Origin of the sequence: Serratia sp. LACPHL-BACT-2024-00286 (genome assembly GCF_043109535.1) — a bacterium.
GTDB lineage: Bacteria > Pseudomonadota > Gammaproteobacteria > Enterobacterales > Enterobacteriaceae > Serratia > Serratia sarumanii.
The window spans coordinates 460385-485264 of the sequence record NZ_JBICNA010000004.1; the positions used below are offsets into that span (position 1 = coordinate 460385).

The window sequence follows — 24880 nt, forward strand, 5'->3', positions numbered from 1 at the left end:
ACCTCAGCTTAAACCAGCAACAGCACTCAGCCCGCTGATCACGTCAACGGTGGAGGCCAGAGCCGGGGTGGATTGGATGCGGTTCTGAACGGTCAAGCCGATCAGCGACAAATGGCGGATCGCCGTGTTGACGCTTTCAAGCAGTGCGCTTTTGCGTACCGGCGTTTTGTGGTCGCCCTGCACGGCGGCGGCGGCGATGCTGCCAACTGCGGCCGTGGCCTGCAGTGCATACGTTGGAATATTTCCGGCGCAAGCCTCATTGACAGGCACGGACGGCATGCAGTTGATTTGTGCCAGCAAGGCATCAATCAGGCTGGAATCCTCTGTAGCGTCAGTGATCGCCAGCAGTTCGGCACACGTGAGCTGATGCGGCTGGCCCGGACTCAATTTGTTGCGCAGCGTCTGGGCGTTCATGCCGAGCTGTTTAGCAAGCGCCGTCACATTGTGGCGAGCTGGAAACTGTCGGCAGGCTTCATCGAAGTGCGGATGTTTAGAAATGGCGTAATCAAACATACTTTACCCCTATGAATTCACTTAAAGTGAATCACGCACCGATGACGAGTTGAAAACGTGAATGCCCTAACGCTTTACGCAACTGCTCTTCTTTCCAGCGTGCGTAGTAGATACGGATCGGGCCGCCTGCTTTCTTGCATCCTTTACGGATAACGCGGGGTTCAATAGGTAAACACGGGGTTTCACCAGTACTCCAGCGACGAGCAGTACGAGTAGAAACGCCTTCTAGCTCCGCGAATTCCTTTAACGTCACAATGGGGGAGGCGATTTTGAAGATTGCGATCTCAGAAGCCATAATGCATGATTCCCTATTTGCCAACTTTAACCAGTATTGACCGCCCATTTGCCAATGTAGGCCAATACAGACAATTCACTAACGAGCAATCTAATGAACTTTTTAGCATTGGTCAACATTTGGATTAACTTATGAGTATCAGAGAGACTAGTTTTGAACCTATCAAAATCCTCGAGCGCATCTGCGATGTCTATGGTTTCACGCAGAAAGTTCAGCTAGCCCATCACTTTGATATTTCTGCAAGTTCTCTCCAAAATCGCTATACGAGAGGCACTATCTCTTATGACTATGCAGCTCTCTGCTCCATAGAGACTGGTGCAAGTCTTAAATGGCTTCTTACTGGTGAAGGCTCGAAATTTGAGAATAAAACCACGGAAGAATCCCCACTTGAGATTGAGTTATTCACTCTTGAGGACGGCGAGCTAAGAGAAGATGACCGCTTGAGCATCGATCCTAACTTTTTCCGTAAGAAACCTACTGACGGTATTGCAGTTCGAACCGATGGAAAGCTGCACTTCATAGATAAATCAGCCTCGCTAGCAGATGGGACTTGGCTGGTAGACATTGAGGGGGCAATTAGCATCCGAGAGCTAACCGTATTACCCGGTAAAAAGCTCCATGTGGCTGGCGGGAAGGTTCCGTTTGAGTGCTTAACTGATGAGATCCGCATACTTGGACGTATTGCTGGCATTTACAGCGAGGTTAACTAATGGCTGTCCGTAAGATTCCTGCTGGCGGATGGGTATGCGAGCTATATCCGAATGGGGCTAGGGGTAAGCGGATCAGAAAAAAGTTCGCAACCAAAGGTGAAGCCTTAGCCTTTGAGCAATACACCATACAAAACCCGTGGCAAGAAGAGAAAGAGGATCGGCGCACAGTCAAAGAACTCGTGGACTCATGGTATAGCGCCCACGGCATAACCCTGAAAGATGGGTTAAAACGACAATTATCCATGCATCATGCTTTTAACTGTATGGGGGAACCACTGGCTCGCGATTTCGATGCTCAAATGTTCTCCCGTTACAGGGAAAAAAGGCTGAAAGGTGAATATGCCCGTTCCAACAGAGTGAAAGAGGTTTCCCCTCGCACGCTAAACCTCGAGTTGGCCTATTTTCGGGCCGTATTCAATGAACTAAACCGCCTTGGTGAGTGGAAAGGCGATAATCCGTTAAAAAACATACGCCCTTTTCGTACTGAAGAAATGGAGATGGCCTGGCTCAATAGAGATCAGATTGCCCTCCTGCTGGCTGAATGCCAACGTCACGAGAATACTGATCTCGAAAAGGTTGTAAGAATTTGTCTTGCTACCGGCGCACGCTGGTCAGAAGCCGAAGGGCTCAGAAAAAGCCAGCTGTCAAAATACAAAATCACATATATCAATACTAAAGGCAGGAAAAACCGGACAGTGCCTATCAGTAAAGAGCTGTACGATTCTCTACCTAGCCAGAACAAACCACAGACGGGGCTTTTTACTAGTTGCTATGGGGCGTTCCGAGCCGCCCTAGAAAGAACTGGCATAGAACTTCCCGCGGGCCAGTTAACTCACGTTCTACGGCACACGTTCGCCAGCCACTTCATGATGAATGGAGGTAACATACTGGTACTACAAAGAGTTTTAGGTCATACGGACATAAAAATGACAATGCGTTATGCTCACTTTGCCCCCGACCATTTAGAGGACGCAGTACGGTTAAATCCTCTGGCTACAAATGGCGATAGAATGGCGGTAGAACTGGCACATGATGTCATATGAATGGCCTACATTGGCCCAATATGTCACTGAAAACAAAGGCAATCTATTGATTTTCGGTTGTTTTTGTAGGAACTCATAATCGCTTGGTCGTTGGTTCAAACCCAACAGGGGCCACCAAATTTTTGCTGTTTTCACAGCCTTACAAGCCATCCTGTCCGGGGTGGCTTTTTTGTTTCCCGCCTGCGTGCCACACTTCTCTCTCGGCATTCCTGATTTATTCCGACTCATAAGGATCCCGCATGATCGTCATCTGCGACCACGACAACCTCGACGCCTGGCTGGCGCTGCGCACCGCGCTGTGGCCGTCCGGCTCGCCTGAAGAGCACCGCGCGGAAATGCGCGAGATATTGGCTTCGCCGCACCATACCGCGTTTATGGCGCGGGGGCTGGACGGCGCTTTCGTTGCCTTTGCCGAGGTCGCGCTGCGCTACGATTACGTCAACGGCTGCGAATCGTCGCCGGTGGCGTTTTTGGAAGGGATTTATACCGCCGAACGCGCCCGCCGCCAGGGCTGGGCCGCGCGCCTGATCGCGCAGGTGCAGGAGTGGGCGAAGCAACAGGGGTGCAGCGAGCTGGCGTCGGATACCGATATCGCCAATCTGGACTCCCAGCGCCTGCATGCGGCGCTGGGCTTTGCCGAAACGGAGCGGGTAGTGTTTTACCGCAAAACGCTGGGCTGATCAGGCAGTTTTGCTTTGCCGCTGATGCGCCAGCTGCTCGGCGCGCAGCAGGATCTCCTGCAAATCGTCCTCGTCGATATCGAACAGATCCCCCTCCATCAGCGCCTCGTGCAGATCGCCGCGGGTGATGGACACGGCATCGATCGGCAGATTGGCCGGCTTGGCCTCCGCCGGCGCCAGCGCGTGCGGGTAGCGTCGCCCGGCCAGGTTATTGAACAGAATGGCCAGCGCCGCCAGCAGCACCGAGTTCAGCAGCACCGGGTACAGCACGAAGTGGTAGCCCATCTGGTGAATGCCGGGGCCGCCGAGGATGGCGGTCAGCGCCACCGCGCCGCCCGGGGGATGCAGGCAGCGCAGCTTGAACATCAGGCCGATGGCCACCGCCGCCGCTACGCCGCAGGCCAGGCCCGGATCGGGGATCAGCAGGCCGGCGCTGACGCCCACCGTCGCCGCCAGCGCATTGCCGCCGACGATCGACCAGGGCTGCGCCAGCGGGCTGTTGGGCACGCCGAACAGCAGCACCGCCGAGGCGCCCATCGGCGCGATAAACCACAGGTTCACCTCGCCCAAAATAAAGTGGCTGATCCAGCCGGCGAGCATTAGCCCCAAACCGGCGCCGACGCTGGAAATCAGCATCTCTCGCTTGCCCACCGCCAGCGGGTGCGGCCACAGGCGCGCGCATCCCACTTTTACTCGTTCTATCCACTGCGTCTTCATGTTACCCAATACGGCTCAATTCACGTGTTGGCAACAAATATATCACATCATCCGGAAGGAACTCACGGCGCCGTAGGCCGCGGTATCAAACAACTTTTGGCCTAACAGATTGATTTTTAGCCATCCCTCGACAATGATGAATGTTCTCCCCTTAACCCCGAGGAACCGCCGATGTCTCAACCGATCACCGAGCTTTACACCGACAGTGAATTTTTCAGCCCGTACGCCATGTCCGCCTTTGTCGTGCTGACGGAAAAAGGCATTCCGTTCACCGTGAAGACGGTGGATCTGGCGAAAGAAGAGAATAAAGAGGCGGCCTACGCGGCGCTGTCGCTCACCCGCCGGGTGCCGACGCTGGCCATCGGCGAGTTTCAGCTCTCGGAGTCTTCGGCGATCGCCGAATACCTGGAGGACATCCATCCGGCCCACGCCGTGTACCCGCGCGACGTGAAGCTGCGCGCCAAGGCGCGCGAGATCCAGGCCTGGCTGCGCAGCGATCTGCTGCCGATCCGCGCCGAGCGCTCGACCGAAGTGGTGTTCAACAACGGCAAGTTCCCGCCGCTGTCCGAAGCCGCACAGGGGGCCGCACGCAAGCTGATCGACGCCGTCGAAAAGCTGTTGAGCCATGGGCAGGATAATCTGTTCAGGGAGTGGTGCATCGCCGACACCGATCTGGCGCTGATGCTCAACCGGCTGGTGATGCACGGCGATCCGGTGCCGGAGCGCCTGCGCCACTATGCGCACAAGCAGTGGCAGCGCCCGTCGGTGCAGGCCTGGCTGGCGCTGTCGGCAAAGCGGCGCGCCTGAGAAAAAAATCGGCGGCCACGACGCCGCCGTTCTCAATGCCGAGAAACAACATCACTGCTTGAGGGAAGGCAAATCACCATCCAGAGGGCAGATAGCCTAACAATGAAGCGATGGCGTACACCGCGCTGGCCAGGTACAGCAGCACAATGCTGATCTGCAGCAGCGGGTGCGTGATCCAGTTGCACTGCCAGCGCGGCGTCTGGTCGCCATGTTTGCGTGCGCCGCGCAGGATCAGCATCGGCATGATCGACAGGATCACCCCGCTGAACACCCCGGCGAAGTAGAGCGCGTTGACGAACGACACCAGCCCGCTGTAGGCCAGCGCGAACGGCGGCACCACCACCAGCAGCAGCACGCCAAAGCGGCGCAGCGGCAGCTCGTCGTTGCCCAGCCGGAACTTGTCGAAAATATTGGTCAGGAAACTGCCGCCCAATCCCCAGTAGGAAGTCAGCATCGCGCACAGCGCGAAGATGTTGGCGGAGAAGAACGCCCACTGCCCCAGCGCCTGGCCCCAGGAGATGGTGGCCACGTCGGAGATGCCATCCAGCCCGCTGAGCGCGATCACCGACATCGGCACCGCCGCCAGCAAAATGAAGGTCACCGCCATGCCGACGATGATCGCCTTCGGCAGCTGCTCCGGCTTGTCGGCAAAGCCGCGCGCCATTTCCGGCACGATGTACTGCGCCGAGAAGCAGAACACCACCACGTTGAACACCGGCACCATAAAGCGCCAGTCGCCGTCCAGCAGGTTGCGCATTTGGGTGGTGTCTTTCAGCAGCGTCGCCGCCACCAGCGCGGTCAGCATCACCACCATGCCGATGCTGATGAACTTCTCGCCGCGGCCGATCGCTTTCAAACCGAGATACAGCACGCCGGCGGCGGGCACGAAGAACAGCAGGCTGCCCAGCGCCGGCGAGATGCCGAACAGCGATTGCAGCAGCTTGCCGCTGCCGGTCATGTAGGCGGTAAGCGCCCCGACGCTGTTGACGCACACCGAAGCGAACATCAACCAGGCGCCCAGGCCGCCGACGTAGCGCTTCGCCAGCCCGCTCAGCTGCAGATGCGCGCGGGTGCGCAGCGTGGATTCGGCGACGTACAGCATGGTGATGGTGGTCAGGCTCCCCACCAGCACCAGCCAGAACAGCAGCGGCAGGAAACCGGCCTTGCTGGAGGCGTAGGCGATGGAGAGCACCCCGGCGCCGATATTGGTGCCGACGATCATCGCCACCCCTTCAAGGAAACTTAACGATTTGGCGGGTGCAGGTGCTCGCACCCCGGCGGCAAGCGCCGGAGAAACAGAGGTATTATCAGACATGCATCATCCTTTATCGCCCGGCGACGCTGGCCGCCGGGATGGGTTAACGTCCTGACGCTCAACGGCTCACATCGATACACAGGTATTTCAGCTCCAGATATTCTTCTATCCCGTAGCGCGATCCTTCACGCCCGAGCCCTGACTGTTTCACGCCGCCGAACGGCGCCACTTCGTTGGAAATCAGCCCGGTGTTGATGCCGACCATGCCGTACTCCAGCGCTTCCGGCACGCGCCACTGGCGCGCGGCGTTCTGCGTGAACAGGTAGGCGGCCAGGCCGAATTCGGTGTCGTTGGCCATGGCGATGGCTTCCGCCTCGTCATGGAAGCGGAACAGCGGCGCCACCGGCCCGAAGGTCTCTTCTTTGGCGAAGCGCATTTTCTGCGTCACGCCGGTCACCACCGTCGGCTGGAAGAAGGTGCCGCCCAGCGCGTGCGGCTGGCCGCCGGTGGCGATCTGCGCCCCTTTGATCAGCGCGTCGTCGATATGGCTCTGCACCTTCGCTACCGCATCGCTGTCGATCAGCGGCCCCTGGGTGGTGCCTTCCTGGCTGCCGTCGCCGACTTTCAACTGCTCGACCGCCGCCACCAGTTTCTCCGCCAGCCGCTCGTAGATGCCGTCCTGCACGTAGATGCGGTTGGCGCAAACGCAGGTCTGGCCGCTGTTGCGGAACTTGGAGGCCATGATGCCCGCCACCGCCGCGTCCAGATTGGCGTCGTCGAACACGATGACCGGCGCGTTGCCGCCCAGCTCCAGCGACAGCTTCTTGATGCTCGGCGCGCACTGCGCCATCAGAATGCGACCGACCTCGGTCGAACCGGTAAAGCTCAGCTTGCGCACCACCGGGCTGTCGCACAGCACCTTGCCCACCTGCGCCGCTTCCCCGGTCACCACCTGCAACACGCCGGCGGGAATGCCGGCGTCCTGCGCCAGCTTGGCCAGCGCCAGCGCGGTCAGCGGCGTTTGCTCGGCAGGTTTGACGATGATGGTGCAGCCCGCCGCCAGCGCCGGCGCCACCTTGCGGGTGATCATCGCCGCCGGGAAATTCCACGGTGTGATGGCCGCGCACACGCCGATCGGCTGCTTCACCACCACCAGGCGCTGCGAAGCCTGCGGCGCCTGCAATACCGCGCCGTCCACCCGCTTGGCCTCTTCGGCGAACCAGGTGATGAACGACGCGGCGTAGGCCACTTCGCCGCGCGCTTCCGCCAGCGATTTACCCTGCTCGGCGGTCATCAGCTGCGCCAGATCTTCCTGTGCGGCCAGCACCTTGTCGGCCCAGGCCAACAGCAGCGCGGAACGCTGCTTGGCGGTCAGTTGTTTCCAGTCGTTTTGCGCCCGCTGCGCCGCCGCGATCGCCTGCTGGGTTTCCTCTTCGCTGACCAGCGGAATGCTGGCCAGCTCGGCGCCGGTGGCCGGGTTGATCACCGCTTCGCGCTTGCCGCTCAGGGCATCGCACCATTCGCCGTTGATCAGACACTGGCTGCGCAGCAGCTCGGGATTGTTCAATTTCATGCCGTTCGCTCCTTAGTGAGCCAGCGCGCGGGTCAGAATGCCCATCGCCTTGGTGAACTGATCGTCCGGGATGGTCAGCGGATACAGGAAGCGGATCACGTTGCCGTTCACGCCGCAGCTCAGCAGCAGCAGCCCTTCCTCCATCGCCTTCTGCTGCACCTGACGGGTGATCTCCGCCGAAGGCTTGCCGGTAGCCGGATCGTTGAACTCCACCGCCACCATCGAACCTTGCGCCCGCACATCCGCAATTGCCGGGCTGGTTTTGCGCGCCTGCTGCAGCACTTCCACCAGGTGCTGCCCCAAACGCTGGGCGCGCTGGCACAGCTGCTCTTCGTCGATCACGTCCAGCACCGCGTGCGCCGCGGCCACCGCCAGCGGGTTGCCGGCGTAGGTGCCGCCCAGCCCGCCCGGCGCCGGCGCGTCCATCACCTCGGCGCGGCCCGCCACCGCCGACAGTGGCATGCCGCCCGCCAGGCTTTTCGCCATGGTGATCAGATCCGGTTTAACGCTGTAGTGCTCCATGGCGAACAGCTTGCCGGTACGGGCGAAGCCGGTCTGTACTTCGTCGGCAATGAGAAGAATGCCGTGCTGGTCGCACAGCGCGCGCAACGCCTGCATAAAGTCGGCCGGCGCCACGTTGAAACCGCCTTCGCCCTGCACCGGCTCCAGCACGATCGCCGCCACCTGCTTGGGATCGATATCCGCTTTAAACAAGCGATCCAGGCTGTTCATCGCGTCTTCGGTAGTCACGCCGTACAGCGCATTCGGGTACTGGCCGTGGAACACCGAACCGGGGAACGGCCCGAAGCCCAGTTTGTAAGGCGCCACTTTGCCGGTCAGCGCCATGGTCATATAGGTGCGGCCGTGGAAACCGCCGCCGAAGGTGATCAAGCCCGGACGGCCGGTGTAAGCGCGGGCGATCTTCACCGCGTTTTCCACCGCCTCCGCGCCGGTGGTGAAGAAGGCGGTTTTACACGGGCCGGCGATCGGCGCGCGCTGGTTGATGCGCTCCGCCAGCGAGACATAGCTTTCGTAAGGAACGATCTGATAGGCGGTGTGGGTGAAGGCCTGCAGCTGCTTTTCAATCGCGGCGATCACCTTCGGGTGGCGATGGCCGGTGTTCAGCACGGCGATCCCCGAGGCGAAATCGATCACTTCTCTGCCTTCCACATCCCACAGCGTGGCGTTCTCTGCGCGCTCGGCGTAAAAACCACACATCACGCCCACTCCGCGCGGGGTGGCGTCCTGACGGCGTTGGTTCAATTCTGCGTTTTTCATGCTGTTCTCTCCGGTCGGTGCCAGTTACACGTTTCGTTCACATTCGTGAAACAATGCCGTTTATTTACACAGGATGTGGCCCTATAATCGAGTGCCAGTTACGAATAATTGAGGGATCCAATTGCGCTCATTGAGTGGTGATCTGTTGCTGCAGCGCCTCGGCGAGCAGCCCGATGACAAGCTGCACAAGCGGCTTTACAACGCGATCCGCACCAGCATTCTCGACGGCAGCCTGCCGCCCTCCAGCCGCTTGCCCGCCTCGCGCGATCTGGCGCAGGAGCTCACCCTGTCCCGCAACACCGTATTAACCGTTTATGAACAACTGTTGGCGGAAGGCTACGTATCGGCGCGCGCCGGCAGCGGCACCTTCGTCGCCGACACGGTACCGGACAGCTGCCTCTCCACCGGCGGCGCGCCGGCCGACGGCAGCGGGCAACCGCGGCGCGTCGAACTGTCCGAGCGCGGCGCCACGCTGCTGCACCACGCCAGCGCCAGCCCCAAACAGTGGGGGGCGTTCATTCCCGGTGTGCCCGACGTCAACGCCTTTCCCCATCAGCTGTTCAGCAAGATCCAGGCGCGCCTCAGCCGCCGCCCGGCGCCGCAGCGGCTGACCTACAGCAATCAGGGCGGCAGCCCGGAGCTGCAGCATGCGTTGGTGGAGTATTTACGGGTGGCGCGCTCGGTGCGTTGTTCGCCGGAACAAATCCTGATCACCGAGGGCATTCATCAGGCGATCGATCTGGTGACGCGCATGTTGTGTAATCCGGGGGATGACGCCTGGATCGAAGAGCCGGGCTATTGGGGGATCCGCAATATCCTGCGCATCAATGCGCTGAACATCTGCCCGCTGGCGGTGGACGAAGCCGGGCTGGTGCCGCCGGAGCAGCCGACCACCCCGCCCCGCCTGATTTTCGTCACTCCGTCGCACCAGTATCCGCTCGGCTCGGTGATGAGCCTGGCGCGCCGCCAACGGCTGCTGGCGCTGGCGCGCAACGCCGGCGGTTGGATCGTCGAGGACGATTACGACAGTGAATTCCGCTTTTCCGGCCAACCGATCCCGGCGCTGCAAGGGCTGGAGGCCGACGCGCCGGTGATTTACATCGGCACCTTCAGCAAAACGCTCTATCCGGCGCTGCGCCTCGGCTATGTGGTGTTGCCGCCGCCGCTGGTGCAGGCGCTGAAAACCGCCCACGCCGAGCTGTACCGCGGCGGGCACCTGCTGATCCAGAGCGCGCTGGCGGAGTTTATTCAGGCGGGGCATTACACCGCGCATATCCGACGCATGCGGCTACTGTATGCCCGGCGGCGCGCTTTCCTGACCGGCTTGATCGAACAGCACCTCGGCAAACAGGCGCTCAGCGAGTTCAACAGCAACGCCGGGCTGCATCTGATCCTCAACCTGCCGGACGAGGCCGACGACGTGGCGATCGCCGCCGCCGCCGGCGCGCGCGGGGTGCTGGTGCGGCCGCTGTCGCGCTACTACATGCAGCCCAACCGCCGGCGCGGCCTGCTGATGGGGTTTGCCTGCGTACCGGAAGAGCAGATGGCCGCCGCCTTCACCCAGTTGCTGGCGTGCATCAACGCGCCCGAAATGAAAAAGGCGGCTCCTTAGGGCCGCCTTCGCGCGTTACCAGGCCTGAAGCCGCCAACCGTCCGCCTGCCGGTGCAGACGGTGCGTCGGCCGCAGCGCCTGCAGGAAGTCTTCGTCGTGCGACACCACCAGCATCGCGCCGGGGAAATCCGCCAGGGCGGTTTCGATCGCCAGCGACGACGCCAGATCCAGGTGGTTGGTCGGTTCGTCCAGCAACAGCAGCTGCGCCGGTTGCCGCCGCCACAGCGCGCAGGCCAGCGCCGCCTTCAGCCGTTCGCCACCGCTCAGCGAACCCAGCGGCAGCGCGATGCGATCGGCGCCAAGCTGCAACTGCGCCAGCCGGGTGCGCAACGCGCCTTCCACCAGCGGCGAATCCTGCAGCCCGAGATGCTCCATCACCGACAGGCTCGGGTCGAGCTGCGACAGGGTTTGATCGAGATAGGCCGTCGACAGCGGGCAATGACAATGGCCGGCAAGCGGCGCCAACTGGCCGAGAACGGTCTTCAGCAAGGTGGACTTGCCGCAGCCGTTAGGGCCGGTCAACGCCACGCGCATCGGGCCGTCGATCCGCAGATCCAGCGGCGGCGCGCTGACGAACGGCAGCTGCAGCTGTTCGAGCACCAGCACCTGCTTGTTCGCGCTCACTTCACTGCCCGGCAGCGCCAGCAACACCGGCTGTTCCTCTTCCACCCGCTGATAGGCCTCGCGCACCGCCGCATCGAGGCTGTCGCGCTGGTCCTGATGCTGTTTGCGCAGCGTGCCGAGGCTCTCCTTCGCCGCCGATTTGTAGGCCACCCGCTCGAAAGAGGCGATATTCAGCGTATCGACGACGCGCAGCGTTTGCGCCGAGCGCCGCTGGCTCATGTCGTGCTCTTTCTGCTGACGCGCGCGGGTACGGCGGCGTTCCTCGCGCGCATGCTCCAGATCGGCGCGCGCCGCCTGCTGCTCCGTGTCGCGCTGGCGGCGGTAGTCGTCGTAGTTGCCGCCGTAGCTGCGCAGCGCGCCGGGCGTCAGTTCGACGATGCGCTCCATACGCCCCAGCAGTTGCCGGTCATGGCTGGCGATCAGCAGCCCGCCCTGCCACCGCTCCAGCTGCTGATACAGCCAGGCGCGCCCGGCGCTGTCGAGGTGGTTGGTCGGTTCGTCCAGCAGCAGATAATCCGCCTCCCCCAGAAAAGCGCCGCACAGCGCCGCGCGCATCCGTTCGCCGCCGCTCAAGTCGCATGCGGATCGCAACGGATCGAAGGCCGGCAGCCCGGCGGCGGCGAAGGCGCTTTGCAGGCGATCGTTGAGATCCCAGCGCCCTTCCAGACGATCGATGTCGTCCGCCAGCGGCAGCCCCTGCTCGATGCGCGCCAGCGCGGCGAACACCTCGCCGTAGCCCAGCAGCTGCGCCAGCGTGGTGTCGGCCGCGATCTCCGGCTGCTGCGCAACGTAAGCCAATGCGGCATGGGATTCGACGTGTCCGTTGCCCGGCCGATCCCGCCCGGCGATCAGGCGCAGCAGCTGGGTTTTGCCGACGCCGTTGCGTCCTACCAGGCCGCAGCGCTGCCGATCGAAAGCGAGATCCAGCGGGCCGAACAGCGTTTCGCCGTCAGCAAATTGGCAGGTCAGTTGATGTAAAACGAAATAAGGGGACTGCGCAAAATGAGCCATAAGCACTCCTGAATGAGATCAAAACATCCCCACAGGGCGCGAGAGCGCACGGCGTGGGACCAGATATCAACAGGTGTGGTTGTTCATTTTCGGTTATGGCTCCGCAGAGAGAAGGAATTTGCAACGCGCAAAGGTTAACCGATCTTTTGTTCGTTATGCAAACAGTGTCTGAGATTCATGACGTCTATCACATTCGGCGCAACGCAGATTCCCAAGCGGCGCGACAACGGCTAGATTTATCTCATCCGACCACTTGTGTTCACATAATTATAACAACGGGCCCCGATTTCACCCGATGGAGAGTGCAATGAGCAATTACCCTCACCTGCTGGCGCCGCTGGATCTCGGCTTCACTACCCTGAAAAACCGGGTGCTGATGGGATCGATGCATACCGGCCTGGAAGAGCTGCCCGACGGCCCGCAGCGCCTGGCCGCGTTCTATGCCGAGCGCGCCGCCGCCGGCGTGGCGCTGATCGTCACCGGCGGCATCGCCCCGAACGAACAGGGCGTGGTTTTTCGCGGCGGTTCGATCCTCAACAGCGAGGAGCAATTGCCTCACCACCGCCCGGTGACCGAAGCCGTCCACCGGGCGGGCGGCAAAATTGCGCTGCAGATCCTGCACACCGGCCGCTACAGCTATCAACCCAAGCTGGTCGCCCCTTCCGCCCTGCAGGCGCCGATCAACCCGTTTACGCCGAGCGCGCTCAGCGAAGCGGAGATCGAGCAGACCATCGCCGACTTCGCCCGCTGCGCGGCGCTGGCGCAGCAGGCCGGCTACGACGGCGTGGAAGTGATGGGATCCGAAGGCTATCTGATCAACCAATTCTTGACGACGCGCACCAATCAGCGCGACGACCAATGGGGCGGCAGCTTCACCAACCGCATGCGCTTCGCCGTCGAGACCGTCAGGGCAGTGCGCCAGGCCGTGGGCCCGGAATTCATTCTGATCTACCGGCTGTCGATGCTCGATCTGGTGGAAGACGGCTCCAGCTGGCAGGAGATCGAACAGCTGGCGCTGGCGGTCGAACAGGCGGGCGCCACGATCATCAATACCGGCATCGGCTGGCACGAAGCGCGCATCCCGACCATCGCCACCATGGTGCCGCGCGCCGGATTCAGCTGGGTGACCCGCAAGCTGATGGGCAAGGTCGGCATCCCGCTGATCACCACCAACCGCATCAACGATCCGGCGGTGGCCGAGCAAGTGCTGGCGGACGGCTGCGCCGACATGGTGTCGATGGCGCGTCCGTTCCTCGCCGACGCCGCCTTTGTGCAGAAAGCCGCCGAGGGGCGCGCCGACGAGATCAATACCTGCATCGGTTGCAACCAGGCCTGTCTCGACCAGATCTTTGAAGGCAAGCTGACTTCCTGTCTGGTCAACCCGCGCGCCTGCCGCGAAACCGAAATGCCGCTGACGATGGCGGAGAAACCGAAAAAACTGGCGGTGATCGGCGCCGGCCCCGCCGGGCTGGCCTTCGCCACCACCGCCGCCAGCCGAGGCCATCAGGTGACGCTGTTCGACGCCGCCGAGCAGATCGGCGGCCAGTTCAACATCGCCAAGCAGATCCCCGGCAAGGAAGAATTCCATGAAACCCTGCGTTACTTCCGTCGCCAGCTGGCGCTGCGCGAAGTGACGGTCAGGCTGGGCGTCAAGGTCGAGGCGGCGGATTTAAGCGAATTCGACGAAGTGATCCTCGCCTGCGGCATCGTGCCGCGCACCCCGGACATCCCCGGCATCGGCCACGCCAAGGTGCTGAGCTATCTGGACGTGCTGCGCGATAAAAAACCGGTCGGCCAGCGGGTGGCGATCGTCGGCGCCGGCGGCATCGGCTTCGACACCGCCGAGTACCTCAGCCAGCACGGCGTGTCCAGCAGCCTGGATCAGGCGGAATTCAACCGCGAATGGGGCATCGACGGCCGCCTTGAGCAGCGCGGCGGGCTGGCGGCGCAAGGGCCACAGGCACCGCGCGCCGCGCGGCAAATCTACCTGTTGCAGCGCAAAACCAGCAAAGTGGGTGAAGGCCTGGGGAAAACCACCGGTTGGATCCATCGCGCCAGCCTGGCGATGCGCGGCGTGAAGATGCTCAACAGCGTCAGCTATCGGCTGATCGACGACGAAGGGCTGCACATCACCCGCGCCGAGCAGGACAGCTGCCTGCCGGTGGACACGGTGGTCATCTGCGCCGGGCAGGAACCGCGCCGCGAGCTGCAGCAGCCGCTGCTGGCGATGGGGAAAACCGTGCATCTGATCGGCGGCGCCGACGTGGCCGCCGAGCTGGACGCCCGCCGCGCGATCGATCAGGGGACGCGGCTGGCGATGGCGCTGTAAAAAAGGGGCGCACAGCGCCCCTGACATTGATGATAAACCTCATCCCCATGCCGGGTGGCAGAGAGCAGCGAATAGAAAACAAGGAAAATCAATTTATTGATTTTCGGCTGATAACCACAAAGGGGGAAAAACCACGCTTTTTCCCCCCTTTGTCAACAGCATGAGGGGCGCACAGCGCCCCTTGTTATTCACGCTCAGCGACGCGCGCCGGATTTCACCGCTCTCAAGATCACGAACTTCTTGTTCGAGGCCACCAGCGTGCAGTTGCCGAACAGACGCTTGAGCTTCTGGTGATAGTCGAGGTGGCGGTTGCCGACGATGCGCAATTCGCCGCCCACCTGCAGACAGCGCTTGGCGTCGCAGAACATCTGCCAGGCGGTGTGATCGGTAATGGCGTGCTGCTGGTGGAACGGCGGGTTGCACAGCACCGCCTGCACGCTTTCGCGCTCGATGCCCGCCAGCGCGTTGTTCACCTCAAACTGGCAACGATCCAGCTCTTGCGGCAGGTTGTGCTCCACGTTCAGTTCGCTGGAGGCCACCGCCATGTAAGATTCATCGACGAAGGTCACCTGCGCTTCCGGGTTTTGCGCCAGCGCCGTCAGGCCAATCACGCCGTTGCCGCAGCCCAGATCGACGATATGGCCGTTCAGGCCGCGCGGCAGATGCTCCATAAACAGGCGCGCGCCGATATCCAGGCTGCCGCGCGAGAAGACGTTGGCGTGGTTATGGATAAGCCAATCGGTGCCGTCCAGCGGCCAGTCGGTGGTTTCCGCCGCCGCCGGCGGGACGATGTCCGCCGCCTGGCAGAAGATCAGGCGCGCTTTCTTCCACGCCAGGCTGGTGCGCGTCGGGCCCAGCACCTTTTCAAACAGCTGCATCGTCGAGGTGTGCACGTCGCGCGCCTTGGCGCCGGCGACGATCAGCGTGTCTTCGGTCACGACGTGGCGCAGCGCGCGCAGCTGCTGCTCCAGCAGCGCCAGCGCCTTCGGCACGCGAATCAACACCACCGCCGGCGCCGCCGGCAGCTCGGCCAGGCTGTCCAGCAGCGTAACCTGCTCGGGATCCAGCCCGTTGAGCTTGAGGTTGTGGCGCGTCGCCAGCTGGCTCATGTAGGAGTCGCTGACGCTGTAAGGACGATGCGCGTGCAGCGCACAGGCCAGGGTGCCGAAGTTATCGTTGAAAATCAGCACCGGACGGCCGCCGATATCTACGTTTTCAAGCTGTTGCAGCAGATATTCGTCCGCCGCTTCCCACGCCTGCAGTTGGGTGGATTCTTCCTGTTGGGGATAACGCTCCAGCTCAAGTTGCTGTGTTCCCAGATCGAGTTGGCTCATTGCCCCTCCTGACTGATAAAATTTGGGCTGTTTATCCCCTAAAAACGCCCGTCAGTAAAATGTTTTTTCGGATAAATTGCGTATTGCGCCGCGTATCTGAAAACCCGCGCTCCTTTTCTCCTTCAACAACATTAACCTTTCCCTCCCGAGCACCCATGTCGACGTTTTTTTAACCTGATGGGGTGTAACTTTAAATGTTACACTGCCAGTCCCTATGGAAGGGGGGAAAGCATGATTAAATCTTTCCGCGATCGCTATCTGGAGCAGTTCTATCTGGGAGGCAGACGCAGCCGTCTGATCCCCGGTGCGCTCGAGCGGCAGTTGGCCAGAAAACTCGATATGTTGGCCGCCGCGCAGCAAGAGCGTGATTTGCATCACCCAACGGGTAACTATTACAAACGGCTATCCGGGCCATTTCAGGGGTGGTCAAGCCTGCGCGTCAATATGCACTGGCGGCTGATGTTCCAGTGGCGGCATGATGCCGCTGAAAAAATTTACCTCGATCCTCACCAAGATACCTGAACGAGGGGGAACCTATGTTGGAAACCACGACTCGCGAACCCACCACGGTGGGAGAAGTGCTGCAGGAAGAATATTTAACGCCGCTAGGCATCGGCCAGGAGGAATTGGCAAAGGTATTGGGCGTCACCCGCGCCACCGTCAATCGCCTGTGCAATGGGCATCGACGCATGAGCGTTGCCGAGGCCAATCTGTTTGCCGATCTGTTCGAAACGACCGCTGACTTTTGGCTAAACCTGCAGGCGGCACACGATCGCTGGGAAGCCAGACAGTCCGATGCGCAGCGTGTGCGGCTGCGGCCAATCAAAGAAATACTGGGGCGCAATATCACTCATGCATGACACCGAACTCGCCTACCTGCAAGGCTACCCAACGCATCTGCAAAGCCAGGTGCAGCAACTGATCCATCAAAACCGGCTGGGAGACGTGCTGCTGCAGCGCTACCCGCAGGTGCACGGCTGCACCACCGACAAGTCGCTGTATCAGTTTACCGTAGATCTGAAAAACCAGTATCTGCGCAACGCCCAGCCGCTGAGCAAGGTGGCCTACGACAGCAAGATCCACGTCATGAAGCACGCGCTTGGCCTGCACACCGCCATCTCGCGCGTGCAGGGCGGCAAACTGAAGGCCAAGGCGGAAATCCGCGTGGCGACGGTGTTCAAGGTCGCGCCCGAACCCTTTTTGCGCATGATCGTGGTGCATGAGCTGGCGCACCTGAAAGAGAAAGATCACAACAAGGCGTTCTACAGCCTGTGCTGCCATATGGAGCCGGATTACCACCAGCTGGAGTTCGATACCCGGCTGTATCTGACGCACCTTTCGCTGTTCGGCGAGCTGTATGCATAGCGAGTGAGGGCGTGATAATCTGCGGTTTTAGGCCTGGACCGGAGCTCGCCATGATTCGCTTTGCCGTCGTCGGCACCAACTGGATTACGGAACGTTTTATCGATGCCGCCCATGAAAGCGGCAAACTCAAGCTGAGCGCCGTGTATTCACGCTCGCTGGAACAGGCGCAGGCGTTTGGCGCCAACTATCAGGTCACGCAGTTTTTCGACTCGCTCGAGGCGATGGCGCAGTCTGACGCCATAGACGCGGTGTATATCGCCAGCCCCAACTCCCTGCACTGCTCGCAATCGCTGCTGTTCCTGCGCCATAAAAAGCACGTGATCTGCGAAAAACCGCTGGCCTCCAACCAGCGCGAAGCGGAACAGCTGGTCGCCTGCGCGCGGGAAAACCAGGTGGTGCTGTTCGAGGCGTTCAAAAGCGCCTATCTGCCGAATTTCCTGGCGCTGCAGCAGGTATTGCCTAAAGTCGGCCGGCTGCGCAAAGCCTTTATCAACTATTGCCAATACTCTTCGCGCTATCCGCGCTATCTCGCCGGCGAGAATCCCAACACCTTTAACCCGCAGTTTTCCAACGGCTCGATCATGGACATCGGCTACTACTGCCTGGCCAGCGCGGTGGCGCTGTTCGGTGCGCCGCAGTCGGTGCTGGCCAGCGCCACGCTGCTGGATACTGGCGTGGACGCCCACGGCACCGTCTGCCTGAACTACGGCGATTTCGACGTCACGCTTTCCCATTCCAAGGTCAGCGACTCGGCGATCCCCAGCGAGATCCAGGGGGAAGAAGGCACGCTGATTATCGACAAGATTTCCGAGTGTCAGGGCGTGGCGCTGACGCCGCGCGGCGGCAACCGGCAGGACCTGAGCCAGACTCAGCACATCAACACCATGCTGTATGAAGCGCTGGCCTTCGCCGAGCGGGTTGAGCAGCGTCAGGTGGAACATCCGGGGCTGGAGAATTCGCTGATCGTCGCCCGCCTGCTGACCGACATCCGCCGCCAGACCGGCGTCGTCTTCCCCGCCGACGGAGAATGAGATGAAACCGCTGCTCGTGATGCAAACCGGCGACGCGCCGCAGGCCATTCGTCAGGAATTGGCCAACTTTGATAGCATGTTCCTGCAACAGGGCAACATCGACGCCGAACGCGCGCACATCGTGCATCTGCCCGCCGGCGACCGGCCGTTGCCGCCGGCCGCCTATTGCGGCGTGGTCATCACCGGCTCGCCGGCGATGGTGACCGAACGGCTGCCGTGGAGCGAGGCGGCCGCCGAATGGCTGCGTCAGGCGATGGCGATCAAACTGCCGCTGTTCGGCGTCTGCTACGGCCACCAGCTGTTGGCCTACGCGCTCGGCGGCGAAGTGGGCTATCACCCGCAGGGCATGGAGGTCGGCACGCTGGAGATCGAACTGCTGCCCGCCGCGGCCGACGATCGGCGGCTCACCCTGCTGCCGCCGCGATTCAAGGCCAATCTTATCCACTCGCAGAGCGTGCTGACGCCGCCCGCCGGCGCGCAGACGCTGGCGCGTTCGCAGCAGGACGCGCACCAGATCCTGCGCTATGGCGATCACGCTCTGACCACCCAGTTCCACCCGGAATTCAACGGCGCGGTGATGAGCCAGTATCTGCAGTGGCTCGGCGAACTGCATCCCGAGCAGCAAGCCCGCTATCAACAGCAACAACAACAGGTTAGCGACACGCCGTTCAGCCGCCTGCTGCTGCAGGGATTCGTCGTCAGCCTCGGCGCGCAAAAAGCGATGGCCGGCTAACGCGATTCACGTTGACCGCCGACACATTTTGCATTACTTTCTGCTCTGCAAAGGGGAGTAACTTCATTGCCGGTCAATCGTCATTACGATGCGCAAGCATCCGGTTACCGGGCAACCTGATGTCAAAGGTGTAACCACCTTCATCAACGTTGTAAGTGAGACCTTGCCGGAAGGCGAGGTTTGCTTGCAGCGTTCACAGAGCGGCTGGCGTCTTCCGACGTTGGCCGTTTTTGTTTTTGAAGGATACCTCTGATGATGAATTCCGTTGGCACACCGTGGTTATGGGGCAGCTTCGCCGCCGTCATAGTCGTGATGCTCGCAATCGATCTCCTGTTGCAGGGCCGTAAAGGCGCGCACACCATGTCTATGAAGCAGGCCGCCAGCTGGTCGCTGGTGTGGGTCAGCCTCTCCCTGCTGTTCAATTTCGGTTTCTGGTACTACCTGAATGAAACCGCCGGGCGCGCCGTCGCCGATACCCAGGCGCTGGCCTTCCTCACCGGCTACCTGATCGAAAAAGCGCTGGCGGTGGATAACGTGTTCGTCTGGCTGATGCTGTTCAGCTACTTCGCCGTGCCGGCCAACCTGCAGCGGCGGGTGCTGATCTACGGCGTGCTGGGGGCGATCGTGCTGCGTACCATCATGATCTTCGCCGGCAGCTGGCTGGTCAGCCAATTCCAGTGGCTGCTGTATCTGTTCGGCGCCTTCCTGCTGTTCACCGGTATCAAAATGGCGCTGGCGAAGGAAGATGACTCGGCGATCGGCGACAAGCCGCTGGTGAAATGGCTGCGCAGCCACCTGCGCATGACCGACAACCTGGAAGGCGAGCGCTTCTTCGTGCGCCGCAACGGCATCCTGTTCGCCACCCCGCTGGTGCTGGTGCTGATCCTGGTAGAGCTGAGCGACGTGATCTTCGCGGTGGACAGCATTCCGGCGATCTTCGCCGTGACCACTGACCCGTTCATCGTCCTGACCTCCAACCTGTTCGCCATCATGGGCCTGCGCGCCATGTACTTCCTGCTGGCCAACGTGGCGGAGCGTTTCTCGATGCTGAAATACGGCCTCTCGGTGATCCTGGTGTTTATCGGCATCAAGATGCTGATTATCGACTTCTTCCACATCCCGATCGGCGTATCGCTGGGCGTGGTGGCGGGCATCCTGACGCTCACCTTGCTGATTAACGCCTGGGTCAACCGTCGCAACGATCGCCTGGCGAATAAACAACCATAATCTGTTATCCGGGGCGCTAGTCGCCCCGTGATTGTTTGGCAATTCCCCCAAAACGCCAAACGTTATTGCGATCACACAAATGTAACCAGTATGTTATCAAGTGTTGATCCGCGCTTAGAATTTCACCTTCGCCTCTTTCCAACATCATTCGATTGCTGAATACTGATTCGGCAAACACACTTAGTTACAGAATCATATAAAGCCACCCGGCGTCGTTCCCGCCGCGGCGGCCAGATAACATCAGGAAGAAAGCACTATGCAAAAACTACTACAAAAGATCACGCAGGGTAGCCTGGTCAAACAAATCATGGTCGGCCTGGTGGCCGGCATTCTGTTGGCGCTGGTTTCGCCGGCGGCGGCCTCCGCCGTTGGCCTGCTCGGTTCCCTGTTCGTCGGCGCGCTGAAGGCGGTGGCGCCGGTGCTGGTGCTGGTGTTGGTGATGGCCTCGATCGCCAACCATAAACAGGGGCAGAAGACCAACATTCGCCCGATCCTGTTCCTCTACCTGCTGGGCACCTTCGCCGCGGCGCTGGTGGCGGTCGTCGTCAGCTTTATCTTCCCTTCCACGCTGGCGCTGAGCACCGGCGCGACGGACATTACCCCGCCGGGCGGCATTGTGGAGGTGATGAAGGGCCTGTTGATGAGCGTGGTGGCCAACCCGTTCCATGCGCTGATTAACGCCAACTACATCGGTATTCTGGCGTGGGCCGTCGGGCTGGGGCTGGCGCTGCGCCACGCTTCCGAAACCACCAAGGGGCTGATCAACGACATGTCCCATGCGGTCACGCTGGTGGTGCGCGCGGTGATCCGCTGTGCGCCGCTCGGCATCTTCGGCCTGGTGGCTTCCACGCTGGCGGAAACCGGTTTCGGCGCGCTGTGGGGCTACGCCCAATTGCTGATGGTGTTAATCGGCTGCATGCTGCTGGTGGCGCTGGTGCTCAACCCGCTGATCGTTTACTGGAAGATCCGCCGCAATCCGTATCCGCTGGTGTTCGCCTGCCTGCGCGAGAGCGGCGTAACCGCCTTCTTCACCCGCAGCTCGGCCGCCAACATCCCGGTGAACATGGAGCTGTGCAAGAAGCTGAACCTGAATGAGGACACCTACTCGGTTTCCATCCCGTTGGGCGCGACCATCAATATGGCCGGCGCGGCGATCACCATCACCGTACTGACGCTGGCGGCGGTAAACACGCTGGGCATCGCGGTGGACGTTCCGACCGCCCTGCTGCTGAGCGTGGTGGCCGCCCTCTGCGCCTGCGGCGCCTCCGGCGTGGCCGGCGGCTCGCTGCTGCTGATCCCGCTGGCGTGCAACATGTTCGGCATTCCGAACGACGTGGCGATGCAGGTGGTAGCGGTCGGCTTTATCATCGGCGTGCTGCAGGATTCGGCGGAAACGGCCCTCAACTCCTCCACCGACGTGCTGTTCACCGCCGCGGCCTGCCAGGCGGAAGACCAGCGGCTGGCGAACGAAGACCCGCTGAAGGTGCGTTAATCCCACCCTGGCTGCATTGCAAAGGCGCTCTTTCGAGCGCCTTTTTTGTCAGCCTTACAGCGTCACTCCGCTTTTAAAGATCGCCAGCTCGCGGAAATCGTTGGCTTCATTGCGCGCCGGACGGCCGTTGGCGATCTCGACGATCAGATCGACGAAGCGGCCGAGCAAGGTCTCCATCGCCACCCCGTGAACCAGACCGCCGGCGTCGAAATCGATCCAGTGCGGTTTCTTCGCCGCCAGCTCGCTGTTGGTGGCCAGCTTCACCGTCGGCACAAAGCCGCCGTACGGCGTGCCGCGCCCGGTGCTGAACAGCACCATATGGCAGCCGGCGCCGGCCAGCGCGCTGGTCGCCACCGCGTCGTTGCCCGGCGCGCTGAGCAGATTCAACCCCGGCACGCGCAGCCGCTCGCCGTATTTCAGCACGTCCACCACCTGGCTCAGGCCCGCTTTTTGGGTGCAGCCGAGCGATTTCTCTTCCAGCGTGGTAATGCCGCCGGCCTTGTTGCCCGGCGACGGGTTCTCGTATATCGGCTGTTGATGGGCGATGAAATAGCGTTTGAAATCGTTGATCATGTCGACGGTTTTGTCGAAAGTCTCCCCATCGCGGCAGCGGCTCATCAGGATGCGCTCGGCGCCGAACATCTCCGGCACTTCGGTCAGCACCGTGGTGCCGCCATTGGCGATCACATAATCGGAAAACCGTCCCAGCAGCGGGTTGGCGGTAATGCCCGACAATCCGTCCGAACCGCCGCACTCAAGGCCGAACTTCAGCTCGCTCAGGCGGCCCGGCTCGCGGCGATCGTGGCGCATCTCACGGTACAGCTCGTGCAGCAGCCCCAGCCCGGCCTCCACCTCGTCGTCCTGCTGTTGGCACACCATAAAGCGCAGCCGCCGCTCGTCCGCCATCCCCAGCGTGGCGCGAAAGGCCTCCACTTGATTGTTCTCGCACCCCAGCCCGATCACCAGCACCGCGCCGGCGTTGGGATGGCGCGCCATGTTTTGCAGCATGATGCGGGTGTTGGCATGATCCTGTCCCAACTGCGAGCAACCGAACGGATGGCTGAACAGATGCACGCCGTCGATCCCCTCCGCCTGCGTTTGCTGCAAAAAGCGCTGCTGGATCTGGCGGGCGATGCCGTTGACGCAGCCGACGGTCGGCACGATCCACAGTTCGTTGCGGATCCCCACGTCGCCGCCGGCCCGGCGGTACAGCTGCACCTCGCGATCCGCCGCCTGCGGCGGCAACGCCGGGAACTGCGGCTGGTAACGGTAGCTGTCCAGATCGCTCAGGTTGGTTTTGGCGTTTTGCGAATGAATATGTTCCCCGGGCCCGATGGCCGCGAGCGCGTGGCCGATCGGCTGGCCATATTTGATGATGTCCTCGCCCTTTGCGATCGGGCCGAGCGCAAACTTGTGCCCGCGCGCCACCGGCTGCGCCAGTTGAACGCGCTCCCCGTCCAGCTCAACCGTTTCTCCGGCGGCCAGATCGCGCAGCGCCACCGCCACGTTATCCTGCTCGTGAATCTTTATCGTACTTTGCATAAACCGGTCCCGGATAACGGCTACGCCAGTTCAATGGCGAAATAGTTTTTGGCGTTGTCGAAACAGATGTTTTTCACCATCTCGCCCAGCAGCGCGAGATCCGCCGGCGCTTCGCCGTCCGTCACCCAGCGGCCGATCATCTGGCAAAGAATGCGGCGGAAGTATTCATGCCGCGTATATGACAGGAAGCTGCGACTGTCGGTCAGCATGCCGACGAAGCGGCTCAGCAACCCGAGCTGCGCCAGCTGCGTCATTTGGCGCTGCATGCCGTCCTTCTGATCGTTGAACCACCAGCCGGAGCCGAACTGCATCTTGCCCGGCGTGCCTTCCCCCTGGAAATTGCCGATCATGGTGCCGATCACTTCGTTATCGCGCGGGTTGAGGCAATAGAGAATGGTTTTCGGCAGGCCGCCCTGCCGCGCCTGGGCATCCAGCAGCCGCGACAGCGGCTCCGCCAGCGGCCGATCGTTGATCGAGTCGAAGCCGATATCCGGCCCGACGGAGGCCAGCATGCGGCTGTTGTTATTGCGCAGCGCGCCGATATGGTACTGCTGCACCCAGCCGCGGCGCCGGTATTCGCCGGCCAGGAACAGCAGCACTGCGCTTTTGAACTGGGCGTTCTGTTCCGGGGTCGGCAGCTCGCCGTTCAGGCGGCGCAGCAGGATCGCATCCAGCGCCGCTTCGTCGGCCTCGCCGAACACCACCACGTCCAGCGCATGATCGGCCACCTTGCAACCGTGGGCGGCGAAGTGATCCATGCGCTTGTACAGCGCGTCGCACAGCGCGCTGAAGCGGCCGATGGCGGTGTCCGCCGCCGCCTCCAGCTGCCGCAGATAGTCGTTGAAGCCAGGCGCATCGATGGCGAAGGCCTTGTCCGGCCGCCAGCTCGGCAACACCTTGATATCGAAGCTGTGATCGTCGGCGATCGCCCGATGGTGGCGCAGATCGTCGATCGGATCGTCGGTGGTGCCGACCATTTTCACGTTCATCTGCCGCATGATGCCGCGCGCGCGAAACTCATCCTGCGCCAGCAGCGCATTGCCGCGCTGCCAGATCTCATCCGCCGTGGCCGGCGACAGCAGCGTTCCGGTGATGCCGAACGGCCGGCGCAGCTCCAGATGCGTCCAGTGATAGAGCGGATTGCCGATGGTGTGCGGCACCGTGGCGGCCCAGGCGTCGAATTTCTCGCGATCGCCCGCATCGCCGGTGCACAGCCGCTCCGCCACGCCGTTGGTGCGCATCGCCCGCCATTTATAGTGATCGCCCCGCAGCCAGATATCGTACAGGTTGCTGAAGCGGGTATTCTCCGCGATCTGCTGCGGCGGCAAATGGCAGTGGTAATCGAAAATCGGCTGGTCCGCCGCGTAGTCATGATACAAACGCCGGGCAAATTCGCTGTCCAGCAGGAAATCTTCGCTCAAAAACGTCGCCATCTCGGGCTCCTTACCTTACTTGCCGTGCGGCATGGGGATCGAATTACAAAAGTTATCACACCAATTTTAATGAGCGTCCAGCAAATTTTTCTCGACGCCTGCCGTTTTGCTGTCCCTTAATCCTTTTCTGCTCGTTTTTACGGCAAACTTGCGCCATAAATGCGCTATTTCATCGGCGACAGTATCGCTCAGGCGAATAATTCCTTTTGTGATATCACTCAACTTTTAAACCTGTATGACAGGTTATTGTCTCGCCAGCCGCATCGTCGGCCATAC

The 24880-nt window shown here is 61.4% G+C and carries 24 protein-coding genes; 13 read left to right on the top strand and 11 right to left on the bottom strand.

Annotation, left to right across the window (positions count from 1 at the left end; translation table 11 throughout):
* Positions 1 to 3: 3 nt before the first annotated feature.
* Entirely contained in the window at positions 4 to 513 is a 510-nt protein-coding gene (locus tag ACF8MC_RS14835) for a phage regulatory CII family protein (RefSeq protein ID WP_033649029.1), read from the bottom strand.
* A 31-nt stretch (positions 514 to 544) separates the two neighbouring features.
* Positions 545 to 808, bottom strand: a complete 264-nt coding sequence (locus tag ACF8MC_RS14840; RefSeq protein WP_071998162.1) for a hypothetical protein — start codon at positions 806 to 808, stop codon at positions 545 to 547.
* Positions 809 to 939: 131 nt separating this feature from the next.
* On the opposite strand from ACF8MC_RS14840, the gene ACF8MC_RS14845 reads away from it, so the two are divergent.
* The 3 genes from ACF8MC_RS14845 to aac(6') all read left to right on the top strand — a co-directional run bounded on the left by ACF8MC_RS14845 (position 940) and on the right by aac(6') (position 3241).
* Complete coding sequence (locus ACF8MC_RS14845) at positions 940 to 1518, top strand: phage repressor protein CI (protein ID WP_033649028.1); 579 nt, start codon at positions 940 to 942, stop codon at positions 1516 to 1518.
* A complete protein-coding gene (locus tag ACF8MC_RS14850; protein WP_033649027.1) occupies positions 1518 to 2561 on the top strand; it encodes a tyrosine-type recombinase/integrase in 1044 nt (347 codons plus the stop codon). Before ACF8MC_RS14845 ends, ACF8MC_RS14850 begins: the two co-directional genes overlap by 1 nt.
* A 239-nt stretch (positions 2562 to 2800) precedes the next feature.
* A complete protein-coding gene (gene aac(6') / locus ACF8MC_RS14855) occupies positions 2801 to 3241 on the top strand; it encodes an aminoglycoside 6'-N-acetyltransferase (protein ID WP_047570454.1) in 441 nt (146 codons plus the stop codon).
* On the opposite strand, the gene ACF8MC_RS14860 is transcribed toward aac(6'), so the two are convergent.
* The gene (locus ACF8MC_RS14860; protein ID WP_164105348.1) at positions 3242 to 3958 is read right to left on the bottom strand and encodes an HPP family protein; all 717 of its coding nucleotides are present in this window, start codon (positions 3956 to 3958) and stop codon (positions 3242 to 3244) included.
* Between the two features lie 171 nt (positions 3959 to 4129).
* Between ACF8MC_RS14860 and yfcF the strand changes: the two genes are divergently transcribed.
* Positions 4130 to 4765 carry a glutathione transferase gene (gene yfcF / locus ACF8MC_RS14865; RefSeq protein ID WP_033636084.1) on the top strand — a complete coding sequence of 212 codons (636 nt, stop codon included), beginning with the start codon at positions 4130 to 4132 and terminating at the stop codon, positions 4763 to 4765.
* A 73-nt stretch (positions 4766 to 4838) separates the two neighbouring features.
* Here the strand turns inward: yfcF and ACF8MC_RS14870 are convergent, their stop codons facing one another.
* The 3 genes from ACF8MC_RS14870 to ACF8MC_RS14880 are packed head-to-tail and all read right to left on the bottom strand — an operon-like array spanning position 4839 to position 8871.
* A complete protein-coding gene (locus ACF8MC_RS14870) occupies positions 4839 to 6080 on the bottom strand; it encodes an amino acid permease (RefSeq protein WP_039569357.1) in 1242 nt (413 codons plus the stop codon).
* A 58-nt stretch (positions 6081 to 6138) separates the two neighbouring features.
* Positions 6139 to 7593 (bottom strand): NAD-dependent succinate-semialdehyde dehydrogenase, encoded by a 1455-nt coding sequence (locus ACF8MC_RS14875; RefSeq protein WP_033649022.1) that lies wholly within the window; start codon positions 7591 to 7593, stop codon positions 6139 to 6141.
* Positions 7594 to 7605: 12 nt separating this feature from the next.
* Positions 7606 to 8871: a 4-aminobutyrate--2-oxoglutarate transaminase gene (locus ACF8MC_RS14880; RefSeq protein WP_121535488.1), complete on the bottom strand. Its 1266-nt coding sequence runs from the start codon at positions 8869 to 8871 to the stop codon at positions 7606 to 7608.
* A 121-nt stretch (positions 8872 to 8992) separates the two neighbouring features.
* Between ACF8MC_RS14880 and ACF8MC_RS14885 the strand changes: the two genes are divergently transcribed.
* On the top strand, positions 8993 to 10483 hold the full coding sequence (locus tag ACF8MC_RS14885) for a PLP-dependent aminotransferase family protein (RefSeq protein WP_121535485.1): 1491 nt from the start codon (positions 8993 to 8995) through the stop codon (positions 10481 to 10483).
* Positions 10484 to 10498: 15 nt separating this feature from the next.
* Here the strand turns inward: ACF8MC_RS14885 and ACF8MC_RS14890 are convergent, their stop codons facing one another.
* A complete protein-coding gene (locus ACF8MC_RS14890; protein WP_060438210.1) occupies positions 10499 to 12118 on the bottom strand; it encodes an ABC-F family ATP-binding cassette domain-containing protein in 1620 nt (539 codons plus the stop codon).
* 307 nt (positions 12119 to 12425) lie between these two features.
* On the opposite strand from ACF8MC_RS14890, the gene ACF8MC_RS14895 reads away from it, so the two are divergent.
* Positions 12426 to 14447, top strand: coding sequence for an FAD-dependent oxidoreductase (locus tag ACF8MC_RS14895; protein ID WP_164105315.1), 2022 nt, complete (start codon positions 12426 to 12428; stop codon positions 14445 to 14447).
* Between the two features lie 194 nt (positions 14448 to 14641).
* Here ACF8MC_RS14895 and rlmG read toward each other — a convergent pair whose 3' ends face one another.
* Positions 14642 to 15781 carry a 23S rRNA (guanine(1835)-N(2))-methyltransferase RlmG gene (gene rlmG, locus ACF8MC_RS14900; RefSeq protein WP_033636091.1) on the bottom strand — a complete coding sequence of 380 codons (1140 nt, stop codon included), beginning with the start codon at positions 15779 to 15781 and terminating at the stop codon, positions 14642 to 14644.
* A gap of 231 nt (positions 15782 to 16012) precedes the next feature.
* Between rlmG and ACF8MC_RS14905 the strand changes: the two genes are divergently transcribed.
* The 7 genes from ACF8MC_RS14905 (at position 16013) to sstT (ending at position 21629) form a co-directional block, all read left to right on the top strand.
* Positions 16013 to 16303 (top strand): type II toxin-antitoxin system RelE/ParE family toxin, encoded by a 291-nt coding sequence (locus ACF8MC_RS14905; protein WP_033636092.1) that lies wholly within the window; start codon positions 16013 to 16015, stop codon positions 16301 to 16303.
* Between the two features lie 14 nt (positions 16304 to 16317).
* A complete protein-coding gene (locus tag ACF8MC_RS14910) occupies positions 16318 to 16641 on the top strand; it encodes a HigA family addiction module antitoxin (RefSeq protein WP_033636093.1) in 324 nt (107 codons plus the stop codon).
* A complete protein-coding gene (locus tag ACF8MC_RS14915) occupies positions 16634 to 17146 on the top strand; it encodes a M48 family metallopeptidase (RefSeq protein ID WP_033636094.1) in 513 nt (170 codons plus the stop codon). Before ACF8MC_RS14910 ends, ACF8MC_RS14915 begins: the two co-directional genes overlap by 8 nt.
* A 50-nt stretch (positions 17147 to 17196) precedes the next feature.
* On the top strand, positions 17197 to 18177 hold the full coding sequence (locus ACF8MC_RS14920; RefSeq protein ID WP_164105316.1) for a Gfo/Idh/MocA family protein: 981 nt from the start codon (positions 17197 to 17199) through the stop codon (positions 18175 to 18177).
* Between the two features lies 1 nt (position 18178).
* Positions 18179 to 18910: a glutamine amidotransferase gene (locus ACF8MC_RS14925; RefSeq protein WP_164105317.1), complete on the top strand. Its 732-nt coding sequence runs from the start codon at positions 18179 to 18181 to the stop codon at positions 18908 to 18910.
* A 252-nt stretch (positions 18911 to 19162) separates the two neighbouring features.
* Positions 19163 to 20137 carry a TerC family protein gene (locus ACF8MC_RS14930; RefSeq protein ID WP_033649013.1) on the top strand — a complete coding sequence of 325 codons (975 nt, stop codon included), beginning with the start codon at positions 19163 to 19165 and terminating at the stop codon, positions 20135 to 20137.
* Positions 20138 to 20393: 256 nt separating this feature from the next.
* Positions 20394 to 21629, top strand: coding sequence for a serine/threonine transporter SstT (sstT, locus tag ACF8MC_RS14935; RefSeq protein ID WP_033649012.1), 1236 nt, complete (start codon positions 20394 to 20396; stop codon positions 21627 to 21629).
* A 54-nt stretch (positions 21630 to 21683) separates the two neighbouring features.
* On the opposite strand, the gene ACF8MC_RS14940 is transcribed toward sstT, so the two are convergent.
* From ACF8MC_RS14940 to ACF8MC_RS14950, 3 genes are all read right to left on the bottom strand, one after another.
* Positions 21684 to 23171: a UxaA family hydrolase gene (locus tag ACF8MC_RS14940; protein WP_060424570.1), complete on the bottom strand. Its 1488-nt coding sequence runs from the start codon at positions 23169 to 23171 to the stop codon at positions 21684 to 21686.
* Between the two features lie 20 nt (positions 23172 to 23191).
* On the bottom strand, positions 23192 to 24604 hold the full coding sequence (gene uxaC / locus ACF8MC_RS14945) for a glucuronate isomerase (protein ID WP_049196181.1): 1413 nt from the start codon (positions 24602 to 24604) through the stop codon (positions 23192 to 23194).
* Positions 24605 to 24670: 66 nt separating this feature from the next.
* Complete coding sequence (locus ACF8MC_RS14950) at positions 24671 to 24826, bottom strand: hypothetical protein (protein ID WP_164105318.1); 156 nt, start codon at positions 24824 to 24826, stop codon at positions 24671 to 24673.
* Between the last annotated feature and the right edge of the window lie 54 nt (positions 24827 to 24880).

What these genes read in the sequence shown, in the direction of transcription:
- ACF8MC_RS14880 (WP_121535488.1), bottom strand. Translation starts at nt 8,871, where the DNA reads ATGAAAAACGCAGAATTGAACCAACGCCGTCAGGACGCCACCCCGCGC.
- ACF8MC_RS14915 (WP_033636094.1), top strand. Translation starts at nt 16,634, where the DNA reads ATGCATGACACCGAACTCGCCTACCTGCAAGGCTACCCAACGCATCTG.
- yfcF (WP_033636084.1), top strand. Translation starts at nt 4,130, where the DNA reads ATGTCTCAACCGATCACCGAGCTTTACACCGACAGTGAATTTTTCAGC.
- ACF8MC_RS14925 (WP_164105317.1), top strand. Translation starts at nt 18,179, where the DNA reads ATGAAACCGCTGCTCGTGATGCAAACCGGCGACGCGCCGCAGGCCATT.
- ACF8MC_RS14835 (WP_033649029.1), bottom strand. Translation starts at nt 513, where the DNA reads ATGTTTGATTACGCCATTTCTAAACATCCGCACTTCGATGAAGCCTGC.
- ACF8MC_RS14845 (WP_033649028.1), top strand. Translation starts at nt 940, where the DNA reads ATGAGTATCAGAGAGACTAGTTTTGAACCTATCAAAATCCTCGAGCGC.
- ACF8MC_RS14875 (WP_033649022.1), bottom strand. Translation starts at nt 7,593, where the DNA reads ATGAAATTGAACAATCCCGAGCTGCTGCGCAGCCAGTGTCTGATCAAC.
- ACF8MC_RS14940 (WP_060424570.1), bottom strand. Translation starts at nt 23,171, where the DNA reads ATGCAAAGTACGATAAAGATTCACGAGCAGGATAACGTGGCGGTGGCG.
- ACF8MC_RS14860 (WP_164105348.1), bottom strand. Translation starts at nt 3,958, where the DNA reads ATGAAGACGCAGTGGATAGAACGAGTAAAAGTGGGATGCGCGCGCCTG.
- rlmG (WP_033636091.1), bottom strand. Translation starts at nt 15,781, where the DNA reads ATGAGCCAACTCGATCTGGGAACACAGCAACTTGAGCTGGAGCGTTAT.
- ACF8MC_RS14890 (WP_060438210.1), bottom strand. Translation starts at nt 12,118, where the DNA reads ATGGCTCATTTTGCGCAGTCCCCTTATTTCGTTTTACATCAACTGACC.
- ACF8MC_RS14930 (WP_033649013.1), top strand. Translation starts at nt 19,163, where the DNA reads ATGATGAATTCCGTTGGCACACCGTGGTTATGGGGCAGCTTCGCCGCC.
- ACF8MC_RS14870 (WP_039569357.1), bottom strand. Translation starts at nt 6,080, where the DNA reads ATGTCTGATAATACCTCTGTTTCTCCGGCGCTTGCCGCCGGGGTGCGA.
- ACF8MC_RS14920 (WP_164105316.1), top strand. Translation starts at nt 17,197, where the DNA reads ATGATTCGCTTTGCCGTCGTCGGCACCAACTGGATTACGGAACGTTTT.
- ACF8MC_RS14895 (WP_164105315.1), top strand. Translation starts at nt 12,426, where the DNA reads ATGAGCAATTACCCTCACCTGCTGGCGCCGCTGGATCTCGGCTTCACT.
- ACF8MC_RS14905 (WP_033636092.1), top strand. Translation starts at nt 16,013, where the DNA reads ATGATTAAATCTTTCCGCGATCGCTATCTGGAGCAGTTCTATCTGGGA.
- ACF8MC_RS14850 (WP_033649027.1), top strand. Translation starts at nt 1,518, where the DNA reads ATGGCTGTCCGTAAGATTCCTGCTGGCGGATGGGTATGCGAGCTATAT.
- ACF8MC_RS14910 (WP_033636093.1), top strand. Translation starts at nt 16,318, where the DNA reads ATGTTGGAAACCACGACTCGCGAACCCACCACGGTGGGAGAAGTGCTG.
- sstT (WP_033649012.1), top strand. Translation starts at nt 20,394, where the DNA reads ATGCAAAAACTACTACAAAAGATCACGCAGGGTAGCCTGGTCAAACAA.
- ACF8MC_RS14840 (WP_071998162.1), bottom strand. Translation starts at nt 808, where the DNA reads ATGGCTTCTGAGATCGCAATCTTCAAAATCGCCTCCCCCATTGTGACG.
- uxaC (WP_049196181.1), bottom strand. Translation starts at nt 24,604, where the DNA reads ATGGCGACGTTTTTGAGCGAAGATTTCCTGCTGGACAGCGAATTTGCC.